The organism is Sporomusa sphaeroides DSM 2875 (assembly GCF_001941975.2).
Classification (GTDB): domain Bacteria; phylum Bacillota; class Negativicutes; order Sporomusales; family Sporomusaceae; genus Sporomusa; species Sporomusa sphaeroides.
Genome location: NZ_CP146991.1, coordinates 985,739 through 1,006,937, shown reverse-complemented (window position 1 = coordinate 1,006,937; position 21,199 = coordinate 985,739). Strand labels below are relative to the sequence as shown.

Genomic DNA, 21,199 nt, shown 5'->3' with positions numbered 1-21,199 from the left:
CGTTCCAATCTCCTGAGCATAATGAAGCATTAGGATATTCTTTTGTAAATCAGTAAGTGCTCACAACACATTTGTTGTTATCCGACTAATCTATCCGCCAGTTTCACGGCTTCCACGGCATTTACAGCATATCCGTCAGCACCTATCTTCTCGGCAAAAGCCGCTGAAATGGGGCCGCCGCCGACAATAACCTTTACACCTTCACGCAGGCCTGCTTGCTGCAGCAAGTCAATGACTTTTTTCATATTACCGGTGCTGGTGGACATCAAGGTTGCAAGGGCAACCACACTTGCTCCCGTATTTTTAACACACTCAATAAAAGCTGCAGCCGGAACATCACGGCCTAAGTCGATAATTTCATATCCGGCCGTTTCCAGCATAATTTTCACGATATTCTTCCCAATATCATGGGTGTCACCTTCGACAACGCCGATGACTACCTTGGCCTTTTTCTGAAAATCATGTTTACCCAGATGCGGGCTTAAAACATCCAAACCGTTATACATGGCATCAGAACAAATCAGCAGCTCAGGTATAAAATATTCTTCATTCTCATATAAATCGGCAGCCTTATTCATTCCCTCCACCAAGCCATGCAAAATGCCTTCGGCGGCGGGATAACCGGCCTTTATATAGGCTTGTGCTGTTGGAATGATTTTTTCATCTTCCATTTCCACTACGCATGCCGCTAATAATTTTAATAATTCTTCCTTGCCAGTCATCGCAATCTAGTCCCTTCTTAAGCCAATTTGCCTATTGCTTACAGTCTTGAATCATTTCTATAACACGCTCAGGGCAAACAGGATAACCAACCTCGCGTACAGTATCCATCATCATTTGGATATTTTCCAATGGGGTTTCCACAGGCAGGCTGCACCCTGACATAACCACATAACCCTTAGGAGAGTCATAAGCATCCAAAATCCCCTCCAGGGTTTTAAGGCGGACATCTTGCGGCGTTCCTGAGTACATAATCCCGCCGGGGTCTACATTACCCATAATTTTGGTTTGGGAGCCAATAGCAAGCTTACACTCCTGCAAGCTTGCTACATTATCAATACTCATCCCGCCAATCCCAAGGTCTGCAACATCTTTCCAGATTTTTTTGGTCTGTCCGCAAATATGAATGACAGGGTTAGGCCCATAGCTTTTGATGAATTCTACGAGTTCTTTAAGATATGGCAGCGAAAACTCCCGAAAAACCTTGGGACTGACTACCGTACAAGACGACATGGGCTCTGATATGGTGGGATTCAAGCCAATATCCAGCGCCGCTTGAGCATAAGCTTTACAGGTTTCGAGAGAAACCCGGCACAGCTTATGTACTGCTTGTGGATTTTTGTGGATAAGCTTCAGTGTTTCATTGGTACTGAACAGAAAAAATGCATTAGTAAATGCGCCGACAATACCGGCAGAGCAGGGTACTTCATCCTTGGCCAGCTCCTTTAGATATTTCATTGCTTCCAGTTGCACCGGCAGCCGTCCGTCCTTGTAGGGATCAGCAGGACGAAGCTTATCAATATCCTGTACGCTGACAATTGCCGGTTTTAACAAATCAGCCGTATCATCCTCAGGATAAGAAACAGTTGCTCCCATTGCTTCCGCCCAGGGGAATAAATCAGTAAAAATCCGCAAGCTGTCGCCGCCGAACTTATGATATGCCGCCATTTGCGCCTGGGCAATAGTTTTAGGATTATGCTTGAACTCGGAAATTTTACAACCGTAAATCCTGGCAGTACCATTGGCAATATTGGGGTTACATGGCAATCTGTCTGCCAGAGAGCCCTTGGCGATAGCAGCCGCTCTTTGCGCCGGCGTCATTTGATCTTGCATGTCAATTCAATCCTTTATCAGTTATTGATCGTCCAATGTAAAATCCGGTGTTTGATTGTATCAAAGATGTACATAATTAAAACCAAAACCGCTGATGTAAACAAAAAACCGAGCATTACCACATCAAATTTTGCAAAGTCGGAATAGTATTGGACAAAATGAGCCATACCGGATCTTGCGCCAAACATTTCGGCAACAGCCAGCATCATAAACGATAAGGTTAATGCTATGGAACAGCCCACTAAAATACTGGGAGATGCTGCCGGCAGAATTATCGAAAAAAGCTTCTCGGCTTTAGACATTTCCAAGATTGCCGCGGTTTCCAAATACCGTTTGTCAATACTCATAACAGCACCAATGGTTGTCCCAAAAATAACCCAAAAGGCAGCAAGCCAAATCAAGAAGATGGAAGCTGCCTGGAAAGTTGGCAGTAAATTGATAGCATATGGCGTTAAGAGCGGTACCGGAATAGCGCTGAAGGCATAGATATAAGGTGTCACGTTTTTGCGCAGACCGCTTTTTAAGCCAATAATTGTGCCAAGTGTAATGGCAGTGATAACCGCCAAAACATAAGCAGTAACCAGCAAGAATAAAGAGCTTAACAAACCGGTCATCAGTTGATCTATATATTGTGGAAATAGCTTTATGACTTTAAAGATGCTGGGAAAAAGGAACGCAGATAAAACGCCAAGCACATCGGTCAGCAAGATATAACCAATCAATAAACACATACCTATGGCAATAATGCCGCCATACTCTTTTGCGAATTTAGCCATCAGTTAAAATCCCTCTTTTCAAACATGGCAGATCCGCTGCCACGTTATAATATCTTCACCCAAACTGTAAACTCGTTTCAGCAAGCTGAAACAGCAGAGGTTCAGGCGGGGACTCTGCCCCACCTGAACTAACACCGCCTATAGAGGCGGGAATCTTAATTTGCCGTTCAATAGTAACTATGCGTTATTCTGATTGAATTGAACAAGCTTATCTTTGAAGAACTGGCTGTTCGGATAGTCCTTAATCAAAGATTCTAACGCTTTTTTGTAAATGCTGGTATTGATATGCTCTGCAATTGGAATATTGTTTTCCTTGATATAACCGAATTTGATCATCCTGTCCCACATTTTGATTACACTGTTTTTAAACGGATCAGAGTCATATTTCATATGCTCGCTTTTAACAAAGCTTGTTACAGTGGGTTTATCAAGATCAAGTTTTTTTACAACCAAATCAACTACTTCATCCTTGTTGCCCTGCATGGCTTCTTCAGCCCGCAAATATGCGCGCAGCATACGATACAGCGCTTCTTGATTTTTTTCGTCCTTTATCCAGGCGCTGGTAGCAAGCATGCGGCAGCAGGAATGGTTCGGCCAATATTCATCAGGCCACATCTTGACATCCAAGCCCAAGTCGGCAGCTTGCAATTGATGACCGGTTGCGGTACCGCCAAAGTCAACCTCGCCGGCTGCTATAGCCTGCAAGACCTCTTGATTTTTCTTATATTCAACAAAGGTTACATCATTAAGAAGGCCGGCCTCAGATAATATGCCTCTTATCACGGTATCAGCCGTTCCGCCACGGGTAATACCGATTTTTTTGCCGCGAAAGCTCTCTAGGTTTTTCCATTCCGTTTCACGTTTACCATAGATCGGTGTTTCACCGATAATCATATAGCCGCCGAAAATGGTGAAGTCTTGCCCATTGGCAATTTGAATTAAGGGACCGCCTGTGCCATATGTAGATAATACATCAACCTTGCCGCCGGACAGAGCGGTCAAAGCATCGGTCACGTTGTTGATATATACCATATTGACATCAATGCCTTCTTCCTGTAAGAAGCCGCGCGCCTCAGCCATATACTGGAAAACCTGCCCGGAATTGTTTTGGGCAGCAACGGAAATTTTTAAAACATCTTTGTTTGCTTTACCCTTGGTATCGGCAGTACCACTGGCAGGGGCATTTGTGCCGCATCCCACAAGGGCAAGCATCATAATCAAACAGAGTATAATTACCGGTAAGATTTTTTTCATTATATAGCCTTCTTTCTGTTAAAAATTGTTGTTTTCTCTGCGCTCTTATCAGCAGCCTTTTGCTGCTTCAAGCGGAGTGCTTTTTCATTTATTTCATCATAAATGATTTGGGTAAGGCGGTTGCGCAAATCCAACACCGCCGGATCGGTAAACAGAGTTTCCCGCGTAGGCTTTGTTGCTTCAGTAAATGAATGGGTATAAATGATTTTGCTGGGAGCTTGTCCTAAAACCAGAATGTCTGTTGCTAATAGCAATGCCTCATCAACACTGTGAGTTACAAAAAAAATAGTCTTACGTTTTTCCTTGCCGTTTTGCCACAGTTCTAGAACGGTGTCCTGCAGCAAGGCTTTGGTAACTGCATCCAAAGCCCCAAAAGGCTCATCCATCAAAAGCAGCGGAGCATCAATTGCAAAAGCCCGGGCGGTTGCAAAACGCTGCTTTTGCCCCCCGGAAAGGTTCATTGGGTATTTGTCAAACAGCTCCTCGTCCAAGCCCAGATTGCGCGTCCATTCCAAAGCTACCTCTTTGAGCTTAGGTTTATCCCAGGTCTTATATTTCTGCTTTAATGCAATGCAGATGTTATCACCTGCTGTCATCCAGGGGAATAAGCCATAATCCTGGAACACCATAGTTCTGTCCAGGCTTGGCCCGTCAACAGGCTTGCCGCCAACCATCAGTTGTCCCGGATTTGACTTTTCCAGTCCTGCAATCAATCGCAACAGCGTACTTTTGCCGCAGCCAGACTGCCCTAAAAGACAAACAAAATCACCGGCTTTGGCATTATAGTTCAAGCCACTTAAAACCAACTCTTCACCATAGCCAAATTGTAAATTGTCCATTGATACTTCTAACATTTTGACCTCCACTTCGTTCCCTTGCTTCCAACTTCGTAAAAGTTTAAATATAAACTCAATCTTTTACAGAGCGAATTTGACAAAACTTTCTTGGTGTCATCCTAACATAGATAATTAGAATACACTAATTGCATTTTTCAATTATAAAATTCGACATCAATCGATAAATGCTATAAATATGTGAAAAAGATAACCCTGCAGCCAATGCTGTCAGGGTTATCTTTTTTCACTTAATTTCTCAGATATTTTCCTTAATGTAAAAATATAAACAATATCCGTAGAGTTCAGGAATTATCACAATGCCTGCTCAAGATTACATTATTTATCGAATTCCAGATATACTTTTTTAATAACTTGCTCTAAATCCAAGTCCTTGCTGATTATTTTTAACCTTTGCAGATCTTCAAGGTTATTTTTGAATGATTGTTTCCCCTCCGGAACTGAAGGTATAAACTTGTAGGTTTTTAATATACCTGCATTAAACTCTGGGTTGCCTAAGGCGACTATTTTTTTATCTACTTGCATTTTTGCAACTTCTTCCGGATGGTTTTGTACATATTCGCCTGCTTTTTTTATAACACCCACATATTTTTTAGCTATTTCCGGATGCTGTTTAACAAAGTCAGGTCTTAATACCAGTACGCAGCAATACTCATTCTTATATTCAGGATCTACAGCAGTATCCAATATTAATTTCGCACCTTCATCTGCTACAAATAAACTGGCTGCCGGGTCACTCATGCCGATAACATCCACTTGACCATTTTTAAGAGCTATGGGCAGTTCCGGCTGATTATAAACCACAAACTCCACTTCCATATTCTCAGGCGAAGCACCTATGCCTGCTGCCAATAACGCTCTTTGTGTAATTATCGCTTGCGAGCTTGCCAGTCCCGGCACACCTATTTTTTTGCCCTTGAGCTCCTTGACACTATTGATCGGCGAATCCTTCTTGGTAATTAATTTCAGGCAGCCTGTATGTATGCCCATAGCGATATTTACATCTAAGCCATTATTAATTTGCTGGATCATGGCAGGCAGCATCTCAGAAAATGCATCTGCTTTGCCTGCTACCATCAGGTCAACCGTATTAGTTTCAATTTTGGTAATCTCATACTTGATTCCTGCTTCTTCAAACATTCCTTTGTCAAGAGCGACATGCAACGGCGCATTGCACAAGCCTCCGGAAACAGGTATTTTCACAACATAGTCATCTTTTTTAGCAGCAGCCGTCTCCTTAGCCGTATTACTGCAGCCTGCAAGTGTGGCAGAAATCATCATTAAAACTAAACATAAAGCCACATAACCCTTACACTTTTTCACAATTAATCCCTCCCCTATTTCTTTACTATCCATTAATTACCCCTAATATTTTCCCTCTCAGCTTTAAAAATTTATTTGAGTCACGCACCCTGGGATAGGGTAAGTTAATGTCGATTATTTCATCTATTTTTGCCGGTCTTGGTGTCATTACCACAACCCGGTTACTCATATATATAGCCTCTTCCACATCATGGGTGACCATGATCATGGTTGTTTTTCTTTCCTGCCATATTTTGATAATCTCATCCTGCATTATAACCCTTGTCAGTGCGTCAAGTGCGCCTAACGGCTCATCTAAGAGCAGAACCTTCGGATGATTGATCAGCGCCCTGGCTAGTGCCGCTCTTTGCGCCATCCCCCCTGATAGATGATGGGGATACACTTTTTCAAAACCTTTAAGCCCGACCATGTTGATAAATTCATCTACCTCGTGCTTTTTTTCTTTATATACATTCCTGGCCTTTAGTCCAAAGGCCACATTATCATAAATATTACTCCAGGGAAAAAGCTTGGGGTTTTGAAAAACCAAGCCTCTATCGCAGCCTGGTTCTGTAATTTCCTCTTCGTCCAGGGTTATGATTCCCTCTGTTGCCCGGTCAAGGCCTGTTATCAGTCTTAATAAAGTAGACTTTCCACACCCTGACGGCCCTACCAGGGATATAAATTCACCGGCATTAATACTAAGGTCTAAGCCGTTAATGGCAACAACATTTTCTCCGTCCGGACCTTTGAAGATTTTTTGGGCATTTTTTATCTCTATTTTTCCTACCACTTGATAACTCCTTGCTGCCAGATAAGAAGCTTATCCCTGGTTTTAAACAAAAGTGTCACCACCAGAAAACAGGTTATGCCGATAACGATGAGCCCTGCATATACATTAGCATAGGACATGGTTTCACGCTGCCAGTTTATATACCAGCCTATACCAAATTTGACCCCCACCATCTCAGCGGTCATAAGTGTTAAAAACGCTGAGGTTATGCCGTTAAAAAATCCGATAAACATCGAAGGAAGCGCTCCTGGCACCGCTATTTTCAAAACCTTATATACCGGACTAGCCCCCAGCGTGCTTGAAACCTCAAAATAGGCATTTTCTATGTTAGCAATGCCTGAGCTGGTAAGCACTGCTGTCGGGAACCAGACACTAAGACCAATAATAAACGCACTTGCACTGAAAGATGTCGAGAAAACAACTAAAGCTATCGGAATCCATACAATCGCCGGGATGGGGCCGATTAATTTTATAAAAGGATTAATCCAGTAGCTGGCGCGTTTACTGCACCCTACAGCGATTCCTGTCAAAACTCCGGTTATTCCGCCCCCTAACACGCCTAACCCCAGCAGCCCGAGGGAATGAGCCAAGCACTTTAGCATAAATAATCCATGGGTATAAAATACATGGATTATTTTATCTGGATAAGGAAAATACACGCCGGGAATCAACATGAATTTCAAAGTAATTACATTGTAGATATTGATAAGTAAAATCATGCCGGCGATGAAAGCTGATTTATAGGCATAGGCAACTCTTACTCGCTCGCTATACAGGGACATGATTGCAAATACAGCACATACTGCCGATAATCCGGCTAACGAATAAATAAAGTAAGAAAAATCCTTTGCCAGTATATCGCTGTGCTTTGGTAAAAAAATGTGTAAGCCAAGTGCAAGTAAGGAAGAAACAAGCGGCAATAACACTCGTTTGTCAAAAATTTTTTTTCTTGTAGATTCCACTGCGGAAAACCCCTTAAAAATTTATCGTTTGCCACTAGGCGCCTACTAGAACAGTAAGCGAATTTCCTGAGTGTTATCCTAACATAGATACTTAAAATGCACTAATCGTGTTTTTCAATTGGTAAATCCAACCACTATTGATATGTTCTATAATTCAGCATAAAAATGCAGGAAAAGCTGTTTACGGCAATACTTGAAAATATAAACTCAGGGCAGTAACAAGGGGGCGCTCCGCCCCTGTTACTGCCCTGAACCTGCTTACAACTACTCTATTGAAATAATTAATAGGCCTTGTCAGGATTGTTACATTCTCTGCGCGGCCGACAGCCTATTTTCTTACTCTTTTTCGCCAATACGTCCTTGCCGCGCCAATCGCGCCGGCAAAGCGGGATAACCCGGCAGCAGCCACCGGATGACCAAGCTGCTTGGCCAGCGCCAGCCGCAGCCCCTCCATATCTGCCAAACCGCCTGTCAGCAGTATGGGCGGCGCAGCGTCCACCCTGGCGGCTAACGCAGTTGTGCGGTCGGCCACTAATTGAACAATACCGCCGGCCACTTCTTCACGGCTTTTTCCCGCTGCCAGTTGGGAGACGATTTCCGAATCGGCAAACACGGCGCACATGCTGCTTAACGAACAGCTTTTGCCGGCAGTGAGCAAATCGGCAAATTCCGCCAGATCAATCCCCATCCGGTTTGCCGACATTTCCAGAAACCGGCCGGTGCCTGCGGCGCATTTGGTATTCATTTGAAAAGCCAGAACCTGTCCGGCTTCCACTGCAATCACCTTGGAATCCTGACCGCCAATGTCAATAACGGTGCGCACACCAGGCAGCAGATAGTCCGCTCCCAGGGCATGGCAGGTAATTTCGGTTACCGTCCGGTGGGCAAAGTCAATGCTTACCCGGCCATAACCTGTTGCAATAATCTGTACAGCTTCTTGGACAAACCCTGTCTGAGACAAAAGCTGTGCCAAAACCGCCCGGGCAGTGTCCCGCGGGCTCCAGCCGGTGGGCATAACACAGGAAGCAAGGATGGCGTCCTCCCGGAGGAGAACGCCTTTGCATGCGGCAGAGCCGCAGTCAATACCGATTGATGCTTTTATCATTACCTACAACATCTCCACAAAGGCGCCGGCCCGGGTGGACAGCTGGCCAATATCGGCAGTGCCGTAGTCGGTTTCCAGCTGCAGGTAGGGAATGCCCTTTTTCTGCATGAATTCTTTAACCGAATGCGCCTCCACCGCGTAGGGATGACAGGCTTGCAGCGTCATTTCCACCACGCCGTCGACCTGAAACTGTTCACAGAGACGTTCCAACAGCTCAAACCGGTTTTTGTCAGGTGTCATAATCGCACAGCCGATCTGCAGGTAATGGTCGGCGATGCTGGTCATCGGATCGCCTGCCTCCGGGCATTGCCGGTCCAGTTGCTTGGCACCGGTACAGTTTTCATAAGCAACAACGACAGCACCGGCTTCTTCGATGACTTTAACCACCTTTTCGGTAACACCGCCCATAGGACAGCCGGTAATGAGAATCCGGGGCGCGGTGTCTGCAACCGGGCGTTCCCCGGCGGCATAGGCTGCCTTGATGCTGTCAATGGCGTTCTGGATTTCCGCAACCTTTTCGTCCCAGTCAAATTTAAACTGAGAGCCGAAAAGGATTTGCAGCTGCCTGAGACCGGTAATGGGCGGCGGTGTCATGGTGCTCAGCTCATACAGTTCCTTCAGCAGCCTGCGCTCGACATTCCGCCGGCGAATGGCATCCCGCAAATTGTCATCGGTAATGGTAACACCGAAATCCTTTTCCACCCGTTCCTTCAGCCGCACCAGTTCCGCCCGCCAGAGAGCCTTGGCTTCCGGGGTATCCTGCCGCCGGGGCAGTTCCAGAATATGGACATTTTTGATTTCAGCCAGGAGTTCATACATTTTCACTTTACCGTCACAGGTAGTCTCGCCCACCACCAAATCGGAAAAATACATGTACGGACATTTGTCGGTGATGGCAAATCCGTAGCTGGACTTAATCAGCGGACACAGGTTGCTGGGCAACACCTTCTCAGCCTCGGGAATGGTCTCGTCACTGGTAGAGCACAGACCCACACTGACAAGGCCTCCAGCCATAAAAATCTCCAGCGGGGTATAGGTACAAAACTGGCCTACCACCCCTTTGCCGCTGTCCTTAATTTTCTTCATGGCGAGAAATCCATTCTGTCTTGCTTCGGCAAAGCTTTCAAATATTTCTGGTAACTCGGTCTTTCTCTCAATCATGTACATATCTCTCCCTTCGTTATTAAGCTGTACGCATTTCACTCAGACAGAATCCGGCAGGACTGCTTAACCTGCCCGGGATCGCCGAGGATATGGGTTCGTAAGTACTGGCCAATCATTTCTACGGCGACTACCAGTAGAAATATTGCCATGATGAGTGTTGAAACCTCCTGGTACATGAACAGCTTCATACTGATCATTAATTGTGTGCCGATTCCGCCGGCACCAACAAAACCAAGCACCGTTGCCGAACGCATATTGCATTCCCAACGAAACAAAGTATAGGATAAAAATACCGGGAGGGTAACCGGTAAGCGAACATAAGCCAGTGTCTGCAATTCAGACGCACCGGAAGCCCGCGTCATTTCGACAAGACGCAGATCTACCGACTCAAAAATTTCAGCATACAATTTACCTAAAATACCAATACTGTGCGCCGTCAAGGCCAACACCCCCGGAAAAGGCCCCAGGCCAACGGCAACAACGAACAAAAGCGCCCACATAAGTTCCGGAACACCGCGAAACAGCGCTAATATAGCGCGGGCGGCATGATAACAAAACCAACGCAGCAGCCAAAGCGGCGTACCAATGACCGTACGGGCATATTCCTCACCCCGCGGCCGCATGGCTGCCAGCGCCATGGGAAAAGCCAGCACTATGGCCAGCGCGGTTGCAACTATAGAAATCTCCACGGTTTCAAGCAGCAGCTTGCCGATGGCTGTCAGAAATGCAGCATCGGTTTCCGGCGGCCATAGGCCTGCGACAAAGCGACTCATTGCCTTGATATTGGACGGTTCGGAAAATGCCGTGGGTGAGAATTTGGTATCAAGCCCACTTTGGACTATGGCAGCCATTAATACAAAGGCCAATATAAAATTCATCCAATGCTTGCGCTGCTCATTCATCACATCCGGCTCCTATCCTTTTTCCCTCACCAATAAGCTGGCTATAGGCCTCTGTCGCTTCAAACCCATCCGGCGGCCCGTCATATACGATACGCCCCTGCTGCAGGGTAATCAGCCGCGAGCAGTAGCTTACTGCACTTGACACCTGGTGCAGGTTTAGGATTACAGTCTTACCCTGCTGCTGCATTGTGCGAAATTGTTCCATAATGAGCGTGGCAGTAGCCGGATCTACAGAAGCAATCGGTTCATCTGCCAGTACTAGCGCCGCGTCACTGAATACCGCTCTGGCGATAGCCACCCGCTGCTGCTGGCCGCCGGACAGTTCCTGGCAGGGTGAGTACATTTTTTCGGCAATCCCCAGCTCGGCTAATAGCTCCATTATGGTCCGGCGGTCTTGATCTGCCAGCCAGAATAGACTGCGAGCCGAATTAAGCAGCGACCGCCGCCCCAATTGGCCCAGCATAACATTCCGGGCAACATCAAGACTGGGAACCACATTAAAGTTCTGATAAACAGTAGCGATACGCCGTCGCATATCCAGCAAATCCTTGCGTCTGGCAGCGGCCAGGTTACACCCAAGCACTTCCAGCCTGCCGCCGGTAGGAAAAATAGAACCGGCCAGGAGCCGCATCAATGTTGTTTTACCGGCACCGCTATGGCCTAAAATACCGACAAATTCTCCCGGTCGAATGGAAAAGCTCACCATTTTCAGTCCCTGGCCGCTGGCATATAATTTCTGAAGACCTTGTGCTGCTATCACTTGTACTCCTCTTATTTCCGGAAAAACAGGGGCTGTGCCCCTGTTTTCTCACCCTGTTGTGTTAATAATAATTATTTTTTCGGATTTACCAAACCCAGCCTGTGGGCTTCCCGGTCGGCTTCCACATAGTTTTCCGCAGACACTTTGGCAAAAGCTTTGGCCCGCATAAGGTCAAGCAGTACGGGATCCTTCATGCCAAGGAACGCCTGAACGATTTTACCTTCAAGATCTTTATCCAGTGCATCCCGTACTACCCAGGGATAGCCCTCAACCAGGTGTTTTTCCAACACTTTAATTTTACTTCCGTCGACAGTGCCTTTAGCAATCAGCTTTGCCAGTATTCTGCCTTCAATACCGCCTGCATCCACGGTGCCATTTTGAACAGCCTGTGCCGTTGCGTCATGGCCACCGGAATACACTACATTTTTCAGATCATCCGGCACTTTAATGCCTGCTTTGTCCAACATAAATCGCGGATAAAGCGATCCGGAGGTGGAACTGATATCACCAAACGCAAAAACCTTGCCTTTAATGTCTTTTACTTCTTTTAGCTCGCTGTCGCTGGGAGCAATAATCAGGCTGTAATACTCGGTTGTACCGGTTTCCTGATCAACTTCTGTGACAATGGGATGGATCTTGGCTTTTTGCTTGGCCTGCACATACGTTAATCCGCCAAAGTACGCCAGATCCAGCTTGTCATTGGCCATCGCCTCAACCACGCCGGCATAATCGGTCGCCACAAACAATTCCACAGGCATATTCAGTGTTTCCTGAAGATATTTGCGGAAAGGTTCGTATTGCGCTTTAATTTTATCAGGAGCCTGATTAGGAATAACACCTACCCGCAGAGTTGCCGGCTTGGAGTTTTCATTTGCCGCAGGTTTAGCAACCTCACTCTTGCCGCAGCCTGCGGCCACTACCATCAAAAACATGCATAACATCAGGATAACTAACTTTCTCATTACTGCCACTCCTTAATTTTTGTTTTGATAATTGCTGCATCGAAGATCTAGTCTGCCGTCCGGCTAACTACTTCAATTTTGACTTTGGTACTGCTGAAGTCCGGAATACCACCGACAGCATCGGTAAGCGGGGTATTATTAAGCCTCCGGTCAAGACGACTGATGTTGTTGGCGTTGATTCCCCTGCCGATTGTCATATCAGGCTTTAATTTTTTCTTATCGGCAACTGCGTTGCCGCCGAAAAATACCTGGTTGGCGTTGGTAACGCTAAGGGGAGCCGCTCCCATCATGGTATGTCCATAATGATGGGCAATAGCCAGACACCCTGTCCGGACCAGCTTGGTGACCTTTATTTCACCGGTAATACCTTGAGAGTTGCTGCGGGAAATGAGGCGAACCCTGTTTCCGGTTGACAATTTCTCCCGGACGGCATCCTGCTCGTTCATAAGTATATAGTTCTCGGGAAAGATTTCCATGGCCCATTTATGCCAGACGGTACGGGCCTGGGCATGTACGTTCATTTTATAAGTAACCATATTATAGCCATATTCAGCATCTTCTTCGGCCAGTACCTCACCTGTCGGAGTGGTCGCCACAGTATAAGCGGCTACACCGCTGCAATATTCGCCTGTGAGCGAATTACGCTGCGTTGCCAGTTCCTCGTTGTAAAGAACGACTTTTTTCACACCAAAGCGATGGTTCTCACCGGCAAAAACATCTTCATAGGACTGCTGAAATACACCGCCGCGGGCAAGCAGATAGCAGCATTTTGCCCATTCCTCCGGTTTAAGCAGATGCTTATACCGGGCAGTTGGATAATTGGCCTCCACAAAGGCAATTTCATCCTGGCTGGCTGCAGGCACCTTGGCATTTGCCGCCAAATTGGCAATTCCCCGCAAATAGTAATCCTCGCCGCTATCCAGCCCATAGGCAGCCTGCGCGCCAGGCACTGTGCCGGCGCCAAAGCCCGGCAGACCGGCCGCCTTGGCCAGGTCAATCAAAAAGGCTTCCAGAGAGTAAGCCTGCCCGTCAGCGGTTTTGGCCGTCAACGGCTCAACCGTGGGAACCCGGACGGCAGTAAAGCGGAGAGCCGGGGCATGCGGGGTCAAAAAGCCATAATGCCCCTCAGGATAAGTTAGATCAGGTACGATGTAATCAGCATACAAATTGCTCTCATTGACCGTAACATCAATGGAAACATGCAGGGGAACTTTTTTATGGTCAGCCAGCGTTGCTTCATAACGGTTGCCGCCAGGTATGGAATACACCGGATTGAAGAAATAGGTAAACAGTATCTTGCAAGGATAGGGGTACTGTTCATCAATGCCGCTCATGGCCTCAACGCAGAGCCCGCCGACAGTAAAGGGAAACCAGGGACGTTTGGACGGATAGCCATGCCGCTTAAATTCTGTGGTTTTTTCATAAGCAGCCTGCTCACGCGAGATCATGACCCCGGCAGGCTTACGCTTACCCGGGAAATCCGTCAAATCATAAAGGCCCTTGTTCCAGGCAGCCGCTCCGCCGCCGCCCTTCAAATAGCCGCCCTTGCGATCCACACTGCCCACAAGTGCGTTCAGTACCGCAACAGCATAGGCAGCATGAGTACCGCCCAGATAGTTGCCCACGCCGTGGTATTGGGTAACAGCAGCGCGCGTTCCATGGGAAGTAAATTCTTTGGCAATATCAATGATTTGGCTGACAGGCACTCCCGCTAAGCCAGCGTACTCCTCCAGGCTATGAAGCTGCGCGGCTTCGGCAAGCAGGCGGAAGGAAGTCTTAACTTTGATGGATGCCCCCGCCGCAGTGACCACTTCACCGGCAAAGTCCAGGAGAGCAGTGCCCGCCTTGTCGAAAGGCACCGGTCTGTTGCCGTCAACCAGCACCATAAAAGCATTCGCCTGATCTTGCGGAACACCGGGGTCGATGTCGGCAGCCCGCAATAGTTTGCGGTGATTGGAATGGCTGGGGTCAGTTATGACCAAATGGGTTGCGTTGGAGTGACAGGCATAACCCTGCGCGGCGGCGGAATTGGCATTAGGTGAAAGCAAAAACCCGCGGTTATAGCGTTCATTTTCTATTATCCAGCGAATCATGCCCATCGCCAGCGCACCGTCCTGCCCGGGCTTAATCGCTATCCAATTTTTTGCATGAACAGAAGCATTGGTGGCCCGGGGATCGACAACTACGAAACTGAGCTCTCCTTCGGAGTTTCGTCTCGCAACCATTGCGCCATAGGTATTGACTCCCGGCTGAGTTGCTTCGTAGATATTCGCACCTAACACCAGCATGAATTCAGCATTCAGCGGGTCGGCCTTAAACTCAACCTCTTTTTTTTCTGTCAGCGCCCAATTCCCCATGCGAAATCCAATACCGCAAATATCGGTATGGCCGACCCGGTTAATGGAACCAAAGGCGTCACGCACAAACCGGTCGGCAAATTCTTTGCGGCCGGTTTGGTCCCGGCCGGATAGGAAAATAAAACCGTTCCGGACAGAGCCTAATTCCGGCGCATCGGGATTGATCGGCTGATCACTGTCCAGCGAAGCCAGACCGGGGTACTCGGTCATATCGCCAAGCCTGGCAAACAGCTTCCCGCCTTTGGCAACCTCGTCAATCAACTGTTCCCATTCAATGGGTTCAAACTTACCGGACCCTCTTTTGCCGGAGCGCTTTAACGGCTTCAGCAGCCGATAGGGATTGTAAAGATAGTTGGCGCCTTCCTCGGCTTTGCCGCAGATGGTTCCCGTCGCGGCCAGAGATTCAGCCACCGGGGTATTATAGTCAATCGGCTGAAACTGAGTGTTATAAGGGTGATAGGGATTACCGGCATGTTTGACAAGCTTGCCGCCTTGAACTATGGCGCGTACGCCGCAGCGGGCATTGCAGCCCAGACATACAGAGTGAACAATATTACGATTTTTACTTTTTACGGTTGGTGCGATTTTCTTGAACCGCCGCGGACTTGACACCCCGGTCGCCTCAGCTGCTCCGGCGCCTGCCAGCGGGATACCTGCGGCGGCAATGGCCGCTGCCGATAATTTTAGAAACTCCCGCCGCTTTACTTTTTCATGTATTAATTGAGTCCAGTCTTTTTCCATAGCTCCTCCTTATCGCAGCGGAATATATTTTGTATTTGTTTCAATTGATTGTTCCGCACGGGAAGAACTCAGCGCGGGATGCTGAAGATATTTTGCAAATTCACCGTTGGCCTGCCGGCTGTTGCCAAAAATCCGGGCCCGTGCCGGACAAGCCTCGACACAGGCAGGCTGCAATTCTGTTTCCAGCCGGTCTGCACAATAATCGCATTTGTCCGATTTGCCGGCAAAACGCGGATCAGCAATCCGGGCATGGAAGGGACAGGCATTACCGCAGGCATTATTACAGGCCTTCACGCCCCGGCATAAAGTCCAGTCGGTCACCACGATGCCGTTGTCCAGCTTGCTGATGGCTTTATACGGGCAAGCGGTGAGACACCGTGGACTCTCACACTGGTTACAGCCCACAGGTTTGAATACCTGCCTGGCAACTGCTCCTTTTTTTTCTTCCCGGATCAGAACCCGGGTCAGGAATTGGCTGGGCGCAATATCATTCTGGGCTTTGCAGGCTAGAACACAGGTCTGACAACCCATGCAGCGGTTCTGATCAACAATCATTTGATACCGGACTGTGCTTTCTTGTCCGGCCATTGCCTTGATTGGCAGCATAGCGGCAGTTACCGCCATAATGCCTTGCTTCAATAAGTTTCTGCGACTTTGCAATACTTACCCTCCTTGTTAATATAGCGGAAGAACCCGTTTCTCCTGATAGACAATACTGTTTTCAGCCATCACCCGGAGCAGCCTATCCTCCAGTTGCGGCTCTGCACACCAAGCCAGGCCGCAGCCGCCACTGATTTCCCGGGGAATAGGTATTAAGCGTCCTTGCCCGGCTGCGCAGGCAGCCTCCATTGCCATCGCGGCCGTGGTGGTGGGAAAGGTAATCACTAATTTGGGCTGTTTCTTTCTCTCCATTTATCCCTGCTCCTCCTCTGCGGCAATCGCCGCAATCGCCCGAATTCCTCTTTGGATTTCTTCTTCCGTATTGAACGAGGAGAAGCTAAACCGCACCGCACCTTGGCTCCGGGTTCCTAACGCCAAATGCGCCAGCGGGGCGCAATGGGCACCGCTCCGTACACAAATATCGTAAAGGGTTGCCAGACGGTCCCCTACCTCGCCTGAATCCAGGGAACCGATATTCAGCGTTACAAGGGGAGCGTGTGGCCTGGCCGGATCTCCGTAAATGCGAACCCCGGGAATTGCGGCAATCCCCTGGCGAAAGAGTGTTGCCAGCTCCAGCTCCCTGTCGCGGATAGTATCCATACCTGTTGCCTGAATGTACTCAACACCGGCCAGCAAGCCGGCGATGCCATGGGCGTTGGCCGTACCGGCTTCCAGGGCCTCTGGCAGATCTGCCGGATGGGTTTCACTATAGCTGTGAAGTCCGCTGCCGCCTACTTTAAGCGGCTGCACGGCAAGCCCTTGCCGGATGCAAAGCCCGCCGGTCCCCTGCGGTCCCAACAGTCCTTTGTGACCGGTAAAGCAGAGAACATCAATCCCCAATTTGTCCATGTCAAGGGGAAATACACCGGCGGTTTGCGCTGCATCCACAATCAGCAGCAGGCCGTTTTCCCGGCAGAAATCGGCCAGGAACGCCAAATCGGTAAGCGTACCGGTCAGGTTGGAGGCGTGGGTACAGACTACCGCTTTGCTATTGGGACGCAGCAAACGGCGAAACCCGTCGCAATCCAGATTCCCTTGTTGGTCAATGTCAACAATCGATAACCCCATCCCCTGGGAGCGGAGTTTATATAACGGCCGCAGCACAGAATTATGCTCCAGGGCAGTGGTAATAACATGGTCTTCCCGGGTCAGCAGACCGGCAATGGCAATATTCAGACTGTCTGTCGCATTGGCGGTAAAAACCGTCCGGTCAGCAGCAGACCCCAATAACCCGGCTACGGCTTTGCGAGCCTGAAACAGGCAGCGGGATGCCGCCAGAGCAGCAGGATGCCCTCCCCTCCCGGCCCCGCCAAAAGTATTTATGGCCGCCAGCACCGCCTGTCCCACCGCCGGCGGCTTGGGCAGGCTGGTTGCTGCATTGTCAAAATAAATCATAGCCATCAAGGGCGCAGGATGCGTCCGGCCTCACGCATCTCTTCCACAATACGGTACATATTGGTTACTTCCCCTACCCCGAGCTGCTTTGCAATCCCCAGGTGATTTAGGCAGGTGCCGCAGGTCAGGACGGCAGCCCCGGCCTTTTCCAAAGCAAGTAAATCTTCCAGGGAGCTTGAACTATGTACTGCCAGTTTTGCACCCGTGTTATAGAGCAGGATAGTATCAGGCAGTGTATCCAACTGGGTAAGAGCAAAAATAAATCCCTTCATTAAGATACGCCCCAGCTCGTCGTCGCCGTTTCCCATGGTATCGGCAGACAGGACGACAACTGTTTTACCGGCCACTGCCGCACTGCGGGCGGCAGAACTATCCGGCTGGGCTGCAGTTTTTATCAGCGAAATATGAAAAATACCCTCTTGCTGCACTACGTCAAATTGACAGCCTGTTGCCTCAGCTAACCGGCGGATATTTTGGACAGCTATCTCATTATCCACCAGCACCACCAGTTGGCCGCTCTCGATGGCATCAAGACCTTTTTTGGTTTTGATAACAGGTAGTGGACAGGCATCCCCGATTGCATTAATCTGTCGCATTGCTTATCTCCTTTTTCTTTTGCTTCAAATTATAAATTAGCTGCTGCTGCCTGCAGGCAGAGAACCAACAGCCATTTTTTTCACAGCTTGGCTGCTATTTATTGATGAAAGATGAGTTTTTACTGTGTTATCCTAACACAGATAAGTAAAATGCTCTAATCGTGTTTTTCAATCACCAAACCCAATACCTATTGATAATTTCTATAATCATAATACATACCTGTGTGAAACACTTTCTCTAACACCCCGGCTGCCGCCTTTGGTCTTCTTGCACTGCTTTATTGAAATAATCTATAAAAATCGACACTCTCATTTCATTCATTGTAAGACAGTCTCTCCCCCCACCCGGATATGCAGTCAGGCCTGTGGTATCTGGACCGGCAGTGGCTGCGGCAAGCCTAATCGCGCCTGCACTATCGATACTTATAAAAAAAATTAATTTAACTAATCTATTTTTTCTATTTCAATAATCAAACTCCTGCTAAAATAAAGTTTAAATTATTGGTAAATAGCTCCAAAAAAAGATAACCCTGGCAGCAATGCCCCAGGGTTATCTTTTCATTTGCGCTACTGTTACATCAGCGGGTCCATTTTTAAGGCCGGGTGCTGCCGCTCTTCCAGGAAAGGCAATATCTCCTCTTCGGTTATGCCCACCGTCTCATCGGCAATTTTATCAACAAAGTCGGCTCCCAAGCCGAGTTGAACAGCCCGTTCGGCCAGTTCGTCTTTTAAATACTCTTTTAATTCTTTCGGCATCCAGACAATCCTGCCCAAACCACCGTCTGCCGGAATAAACTTAGAGCTTACAACATAACGGCGGCCAATCCCCATAAAACCGGGTGTCTGCACCCCGCCGCCGCAAGTGCCGGCCAGGGTGGAGAAGGACATACCGCAAGGCGTATCGCCGGAGTGTTCACGGGTAGTAATCATAACGCCGTTGGTCAGCGGCAATACCGCCATGATAGCCTCAAAGCAGCCGCAGGAAGTCATCGGTTTGTCCATCAAGGTATATAGATTGACCTCTTCCAGAGTGCGGTTGGACGAAGTGTAGAGGAAATCGTTCAGATTCTTCCACATACCCTTTGCTTCGTCAAGACACTCGCCTTTGGTGATCGGCTGATTAGGTCCGGTGGGTGTAATTTCATTGGAGGCTTTCGCATCAAGCCAGCTTACTGCGCCGCACAAGCCAACCCGTTCCGGCGAAACAATACAGACATGGTTAGGGGCAAAGGACTGGCACAAGGTACAAGAGTAGAAGGTATCGACCGATTCGTCGGTAAGACCTTTCAGCCTGGCATCACGCGCCTGGTATTTTTCACGGGCAATCTTAATTTTTTCATCAATAACCTGGGCATCGGTAATAAGTGTTACCTGCACCCTGTCGACAATGGCCGGATAGTCGGATTTGAACTTGGCAATTAAGAGTTCGCCGAAATGGCGGATCTTAAATCCGGCCTCTTTAGCTCCTTTGCTAATTCTGAGCCAGCACAAGTCACGCTGGGCAACATGCCATAACCCTTCGCCATAATTAATAAAGTAATGGATACGGCGCTCCAGCACGCCTTCAAAGTCTTCCTGCATTTTACGTCCATAAATATCAACGATAATCCCCATCGGGAATACACTACCTTCAGGCATTTCATCAATTTCCGGTCCGACAACTTCAATTTTGCCATCTTCCACATGGTCGGCGTCAGCCATGCGAACAAGCTCAAAGCCGGGTGAGCGACCGCCGCCAAACTCCACCCAGGCTTCTTTCTTACGGATGGTTTCACCCTCAAATGCCGGCCCGACAGTAATCGGAACCGGGATATCCACAATTTTAAGTTTTATGTTGCGAAGCTCCAAAGCCAGTTTGACAATTTTATCATAATCAGGCTGAGGTTCTAAGAGTCCCGGGATTTGCAGTTCCGGCGGCAGTGCCTGGTCGGTAACAATGGGGAAACCCATAAATAGCGCGCCGGCGCCAATTGCCACAGTAACGGCATCCAGCTCGCCCAAGGCAATAACAAAAGCGGGAACACGGTTCTTTTGATATTCCAGCATCCGCTCACGCTCACCTTTGGGAACACCGCCAAAGGCCAAACCGGCACGGGCAGCAAAGTTAACGGCATGCACAATCTGCGTAAATTTCCCTAACGGAAGTGTCAGATAATCCAAACCTACTTTGATATTTTCCGCAATACATTGTTCAATGATATCATTAACCAGCATAACCAGAATGCCTTTAGACTGCAGGTCCTTTACCAGCGCGGCACCCGCTTTGGCATCTTTGGCCTTGCCGGTAATGACGGCAACACCGGGAATAGTGCCATCCACCAGCGGCACGCCGCATTTACGCAAAATACGGTCAGGCAAAAAGCCGGTATATGGGGCTTCATCCGGTTGATCATTGCCGACATAACGTAATGCCTCGATAATTTCACCGGCATACAGGGTGGCTTCACCGGATAGTAAGGCATTGCCCAATTCCGGCTCCGGCCGCAGGTTATTTGCTTTAATCCTCTGTAAAACAGGAACAATCTCACCTAATGTTGTTATGTCTTCGCCGCTTAAGGCGGTAACAATCGGCAGCTTATATGCCGTATCAGGATACTTCACCGGTGCTTCTGCACCATGTTTTTCAATGGCTTCCGTAAGGAGTTTTTCCGCAAGACCTACAGCTGTTGATGCCCCCTGATAAGCCAATTCACAAATTTGTTTAGACATTAGCAAGCCTCCTTCAGGAGTATGTTATTCTTTTTACATACTTACTATTCTAGCTGCCTCTATCTAATCCTGCA

Annotated in this window: 19 protein-coding genes; all 19 read right to left on the bottom strand. The window is 48.2% G+C overall.

The genetic code is table 11. The features are described from left to right. Positions 1–77: 77 nt before the first annotated feature. The 19 genes from SPSPH_RS04310 to acsB all read right to left on the bottom strand — a co-directional run bounded on the left by SPSPH_RS04310 (position 78) and on the right by acsB (position 21,125). Entirely contained in the window at positions 78–722 is a 645-nt protein-coding gene (locus SPSPH_RS04310; RefSeq protein ID WP_075753552.1) for a corrinoid protein, read from the bottom strand. Between the two features lie 31 nt (positions 723–753). Beyond that, the gene (locus SPSPH_RS04305; RefSeq protein ID WP_075753550.1) at positions 754–1,833 is read right to left on the bottom strand and encodes a uroporphyrinogen decarboxylase family protein; all 1,080 of its coding nucleotides are present in this window, start codon (positions 1,831–1,833) and stop codon (positions 754–756) included. Positions 1,834–1,850: 17 nt separating this feature from the next. Next, positions 1,851–2,609, bottom strand: a complete 759-nt coding sequence (locus SPSPH_RS04300) for an ABC transporter permease (protein WP_075753548.1) — start codon at positions 2,607–2,609, stop codon at positions 1,851–1,853. 177 nt (positions 2,610–2,786) lie between these two features. Beyond that, complete coding sequence (locus SPSPH_RS04295) at positions 2,787–3,863, bottom strand: ABC transporter substrate-binding protein (protein ID WP_075753546.1); 1,077 nt, start codon at positions 3,861–3,863, stop codon at positions 2,787–2,789. Continuing rightward, positions 3,863–4,717 (bottom strand): ABC transporter ATP-binding protein, encoded by an 855-nt coding sequence (locus SPSPH_RS04290; protein ID WP_075753544.1) that lies wholly within the window; start codon positions 4,715–4,717, stop codon positions 3,863–3,865. Before SPSPH_RS04290 ends, SPSPH_RS04295 begins: the two co-directional genes overlap by 1 nt. Before the next feature lie 318 nt (positions 4,718–5,035). Further along, positions 5,036–6,040: an ABC transporter substrate-binding protein gene (locus SPSPH_RS04285; protein ID WP_158027044.1), complete on the bottom strand. Its 1,005-nt coding sequence runs from the start codon at positions 6,038–6,040 to the stop codon at positions 5,036–5,038. Positions 6,041–6,065: 25 nt separating this feature from the next. Next, positions 6,066–6,812, bottom strand: a complete 747-nt coding sequence (locus tag SPSPH_RS04280) for an ABC transporter ATP-binding protein (protein WP_075753540.1) — start codon at positions 6,810–6,812, stop codon at positions 6,066–6,068. Continuing rightward, positions 6,806–7,774, bottom strand: a complete 969-nt coding sequence (locus SPSPH_RS04275) for an ABC transporter permease (protein WP_109298139.1) — start codon at positions 7,772–7,774, stop codon at positions 6,806–6,808. Before SPSPH_RS04275 ends, SPSPH_RS04280 begins: the two co-directional genes overlap by 7 nt. A 328-nt stretch (positions 7,775–8,102) precedes the next feature. After that, entirely contained in the window at positions 8,103–8,879 is a 777-nt protein-coding gene (locus SPSPH_RS04270) for an acyl-CoA dehydratase activase (RefSeq protein WP_075753538.1), read from the bottom strand. 3 nt (positions 8,880–8,882) lie between these two features. Continuing rightward, complete coding sequence (locus SPSPH_RS04265; protein WP_075753536.1) at positions 8,883–10,040, bottom strand: double-cubane-cluster-containing anaerobic reductase; 1,158 nt, start codon at positions 10,038–10,040, stop codon at positions 8,883–8,885. A 38-nt stretch (positions 10,041–10,078) separates the two neighbouring features. Continuing rightward, positions 10,079–10,945, bottom strand: coding sequence for a phosphonate ABC transporter, permease protein PhnE (gene phnE / locus SPSPH_RS04260; RefSeq protein WP_075753534.1), 867 nt, complete (start codon positions 10,943–10,945; stop codon positions 10,079–10,081). Continuing rightward, positions 10,938–11,705: a phosphonate ABC transporter ATP-binding protein gene (locus tag SPSPH_RS04255; RefSeq protein ID WP_083945393.1), complete on the bottom strand. Its 768-nt coding sequence runs from the start codon at positions 11,703–11,705 to the stop codon at positions 10,938–10,940. The genes phnE and SPSPH_RS04255 overlap by 8 nt, the downstream gene beginning before the upstream one ends. A 71-nt stretch (positions 11,706–11,776) precedes the next feature. Then, positions 11,777–12,667, bottom strand: a complete 891-nt coding sequence (gene phnD, locus SPSPH_RS04250; protein WP_075753530.1) for a phosphate/phosphite/phosphonate ABC transporter substrate-binding protein — start codon at positions 12,665–12,667, stop codon at positions 11,777–11,779. A gap of 47 nt (positions 12,668–12,714) precedes the next feature. Beyond that, a complete protein-coding gene (locus SPSPH_RS04245; protein ID WP_075753528.1) occupies positions 12,715–15,765 on the bottom strand; it encodes a molybdopterin-dependent oxidoreductase in 3,051 nt (1,016 codons plus the stop codon). 9 nt (positions 15,766–15,774) lie between these two features. Next, the gene (locus tag SPSPH_RS04240) at positions 15,775–16,425 is read right to left on the bottom strand and encodes a 4Fe-4S dicluster domain-containing protein (RefSeq protein WP_075753526.1); all 651 of its coding nucleotides are present in this window, start codon (positions 16,423–16,425) and stop codon (positions 15,775–15,777) included. Positions 16,426–16,440: 15 nt separating this feature from the next. Beyond that, positions 16,441–16,677 carry a DUF3343 domain-containing protein gene (locus SPSPH_RS04235; RefSeq protein ID WP_075753524.1) on the bottom strand — a complete coding sequence of 79 codons (237 nt, stop codon included), beginning with the start codon at positions 16,675–16,677 and terminating at the stop codon, positions 16,441–16,443. After that, a complete protein-coding gene (locus SPSPH_RS04230; protein ID WP_233138878.1) occupies positions 16,678–17,826 on the bottom strand; it encodes an aminotransferase class V-fold PLP-dependent enzyme in 1,149 nt (382 codons plus the stop codon). It lies immediately after the preceding gene. Next, the gene (gene yedF / locus SPSPH_RS04225; RefSeq protein ID WP_075753522.1) at positions 17,826–18,416 is read right to left on the bottom strand and encodes a sulfurtransferase-like selenium metabolism protein YedF; all 591 of its coding nucleotides are present in this window, start codon (positions 18,414–18,416) and stop codon (positions 17,826–17,828) included. The genes SPSPH_RS04230 and yedF overlap by 1 nt, the downstream gene beginning before the upstream one ends. Before the next feature lie 573 nt (positions 18,417–18,989). After that, positions 18,990–21,125: an acetyl-CoA decarbonylase/synthase complex subunit alpha/beta gene (gene acsB, locus SPSPH_RS04220; protein ID WP_075753520.1), complete on the bottom strand. Its 2,136-nt coding sequence runs from the start codon at positions 21,123–21,125 to the stop codon at positions 18,990–18,992. Positions 21,126–21,199: the final 74 nt, after the last annotated feature.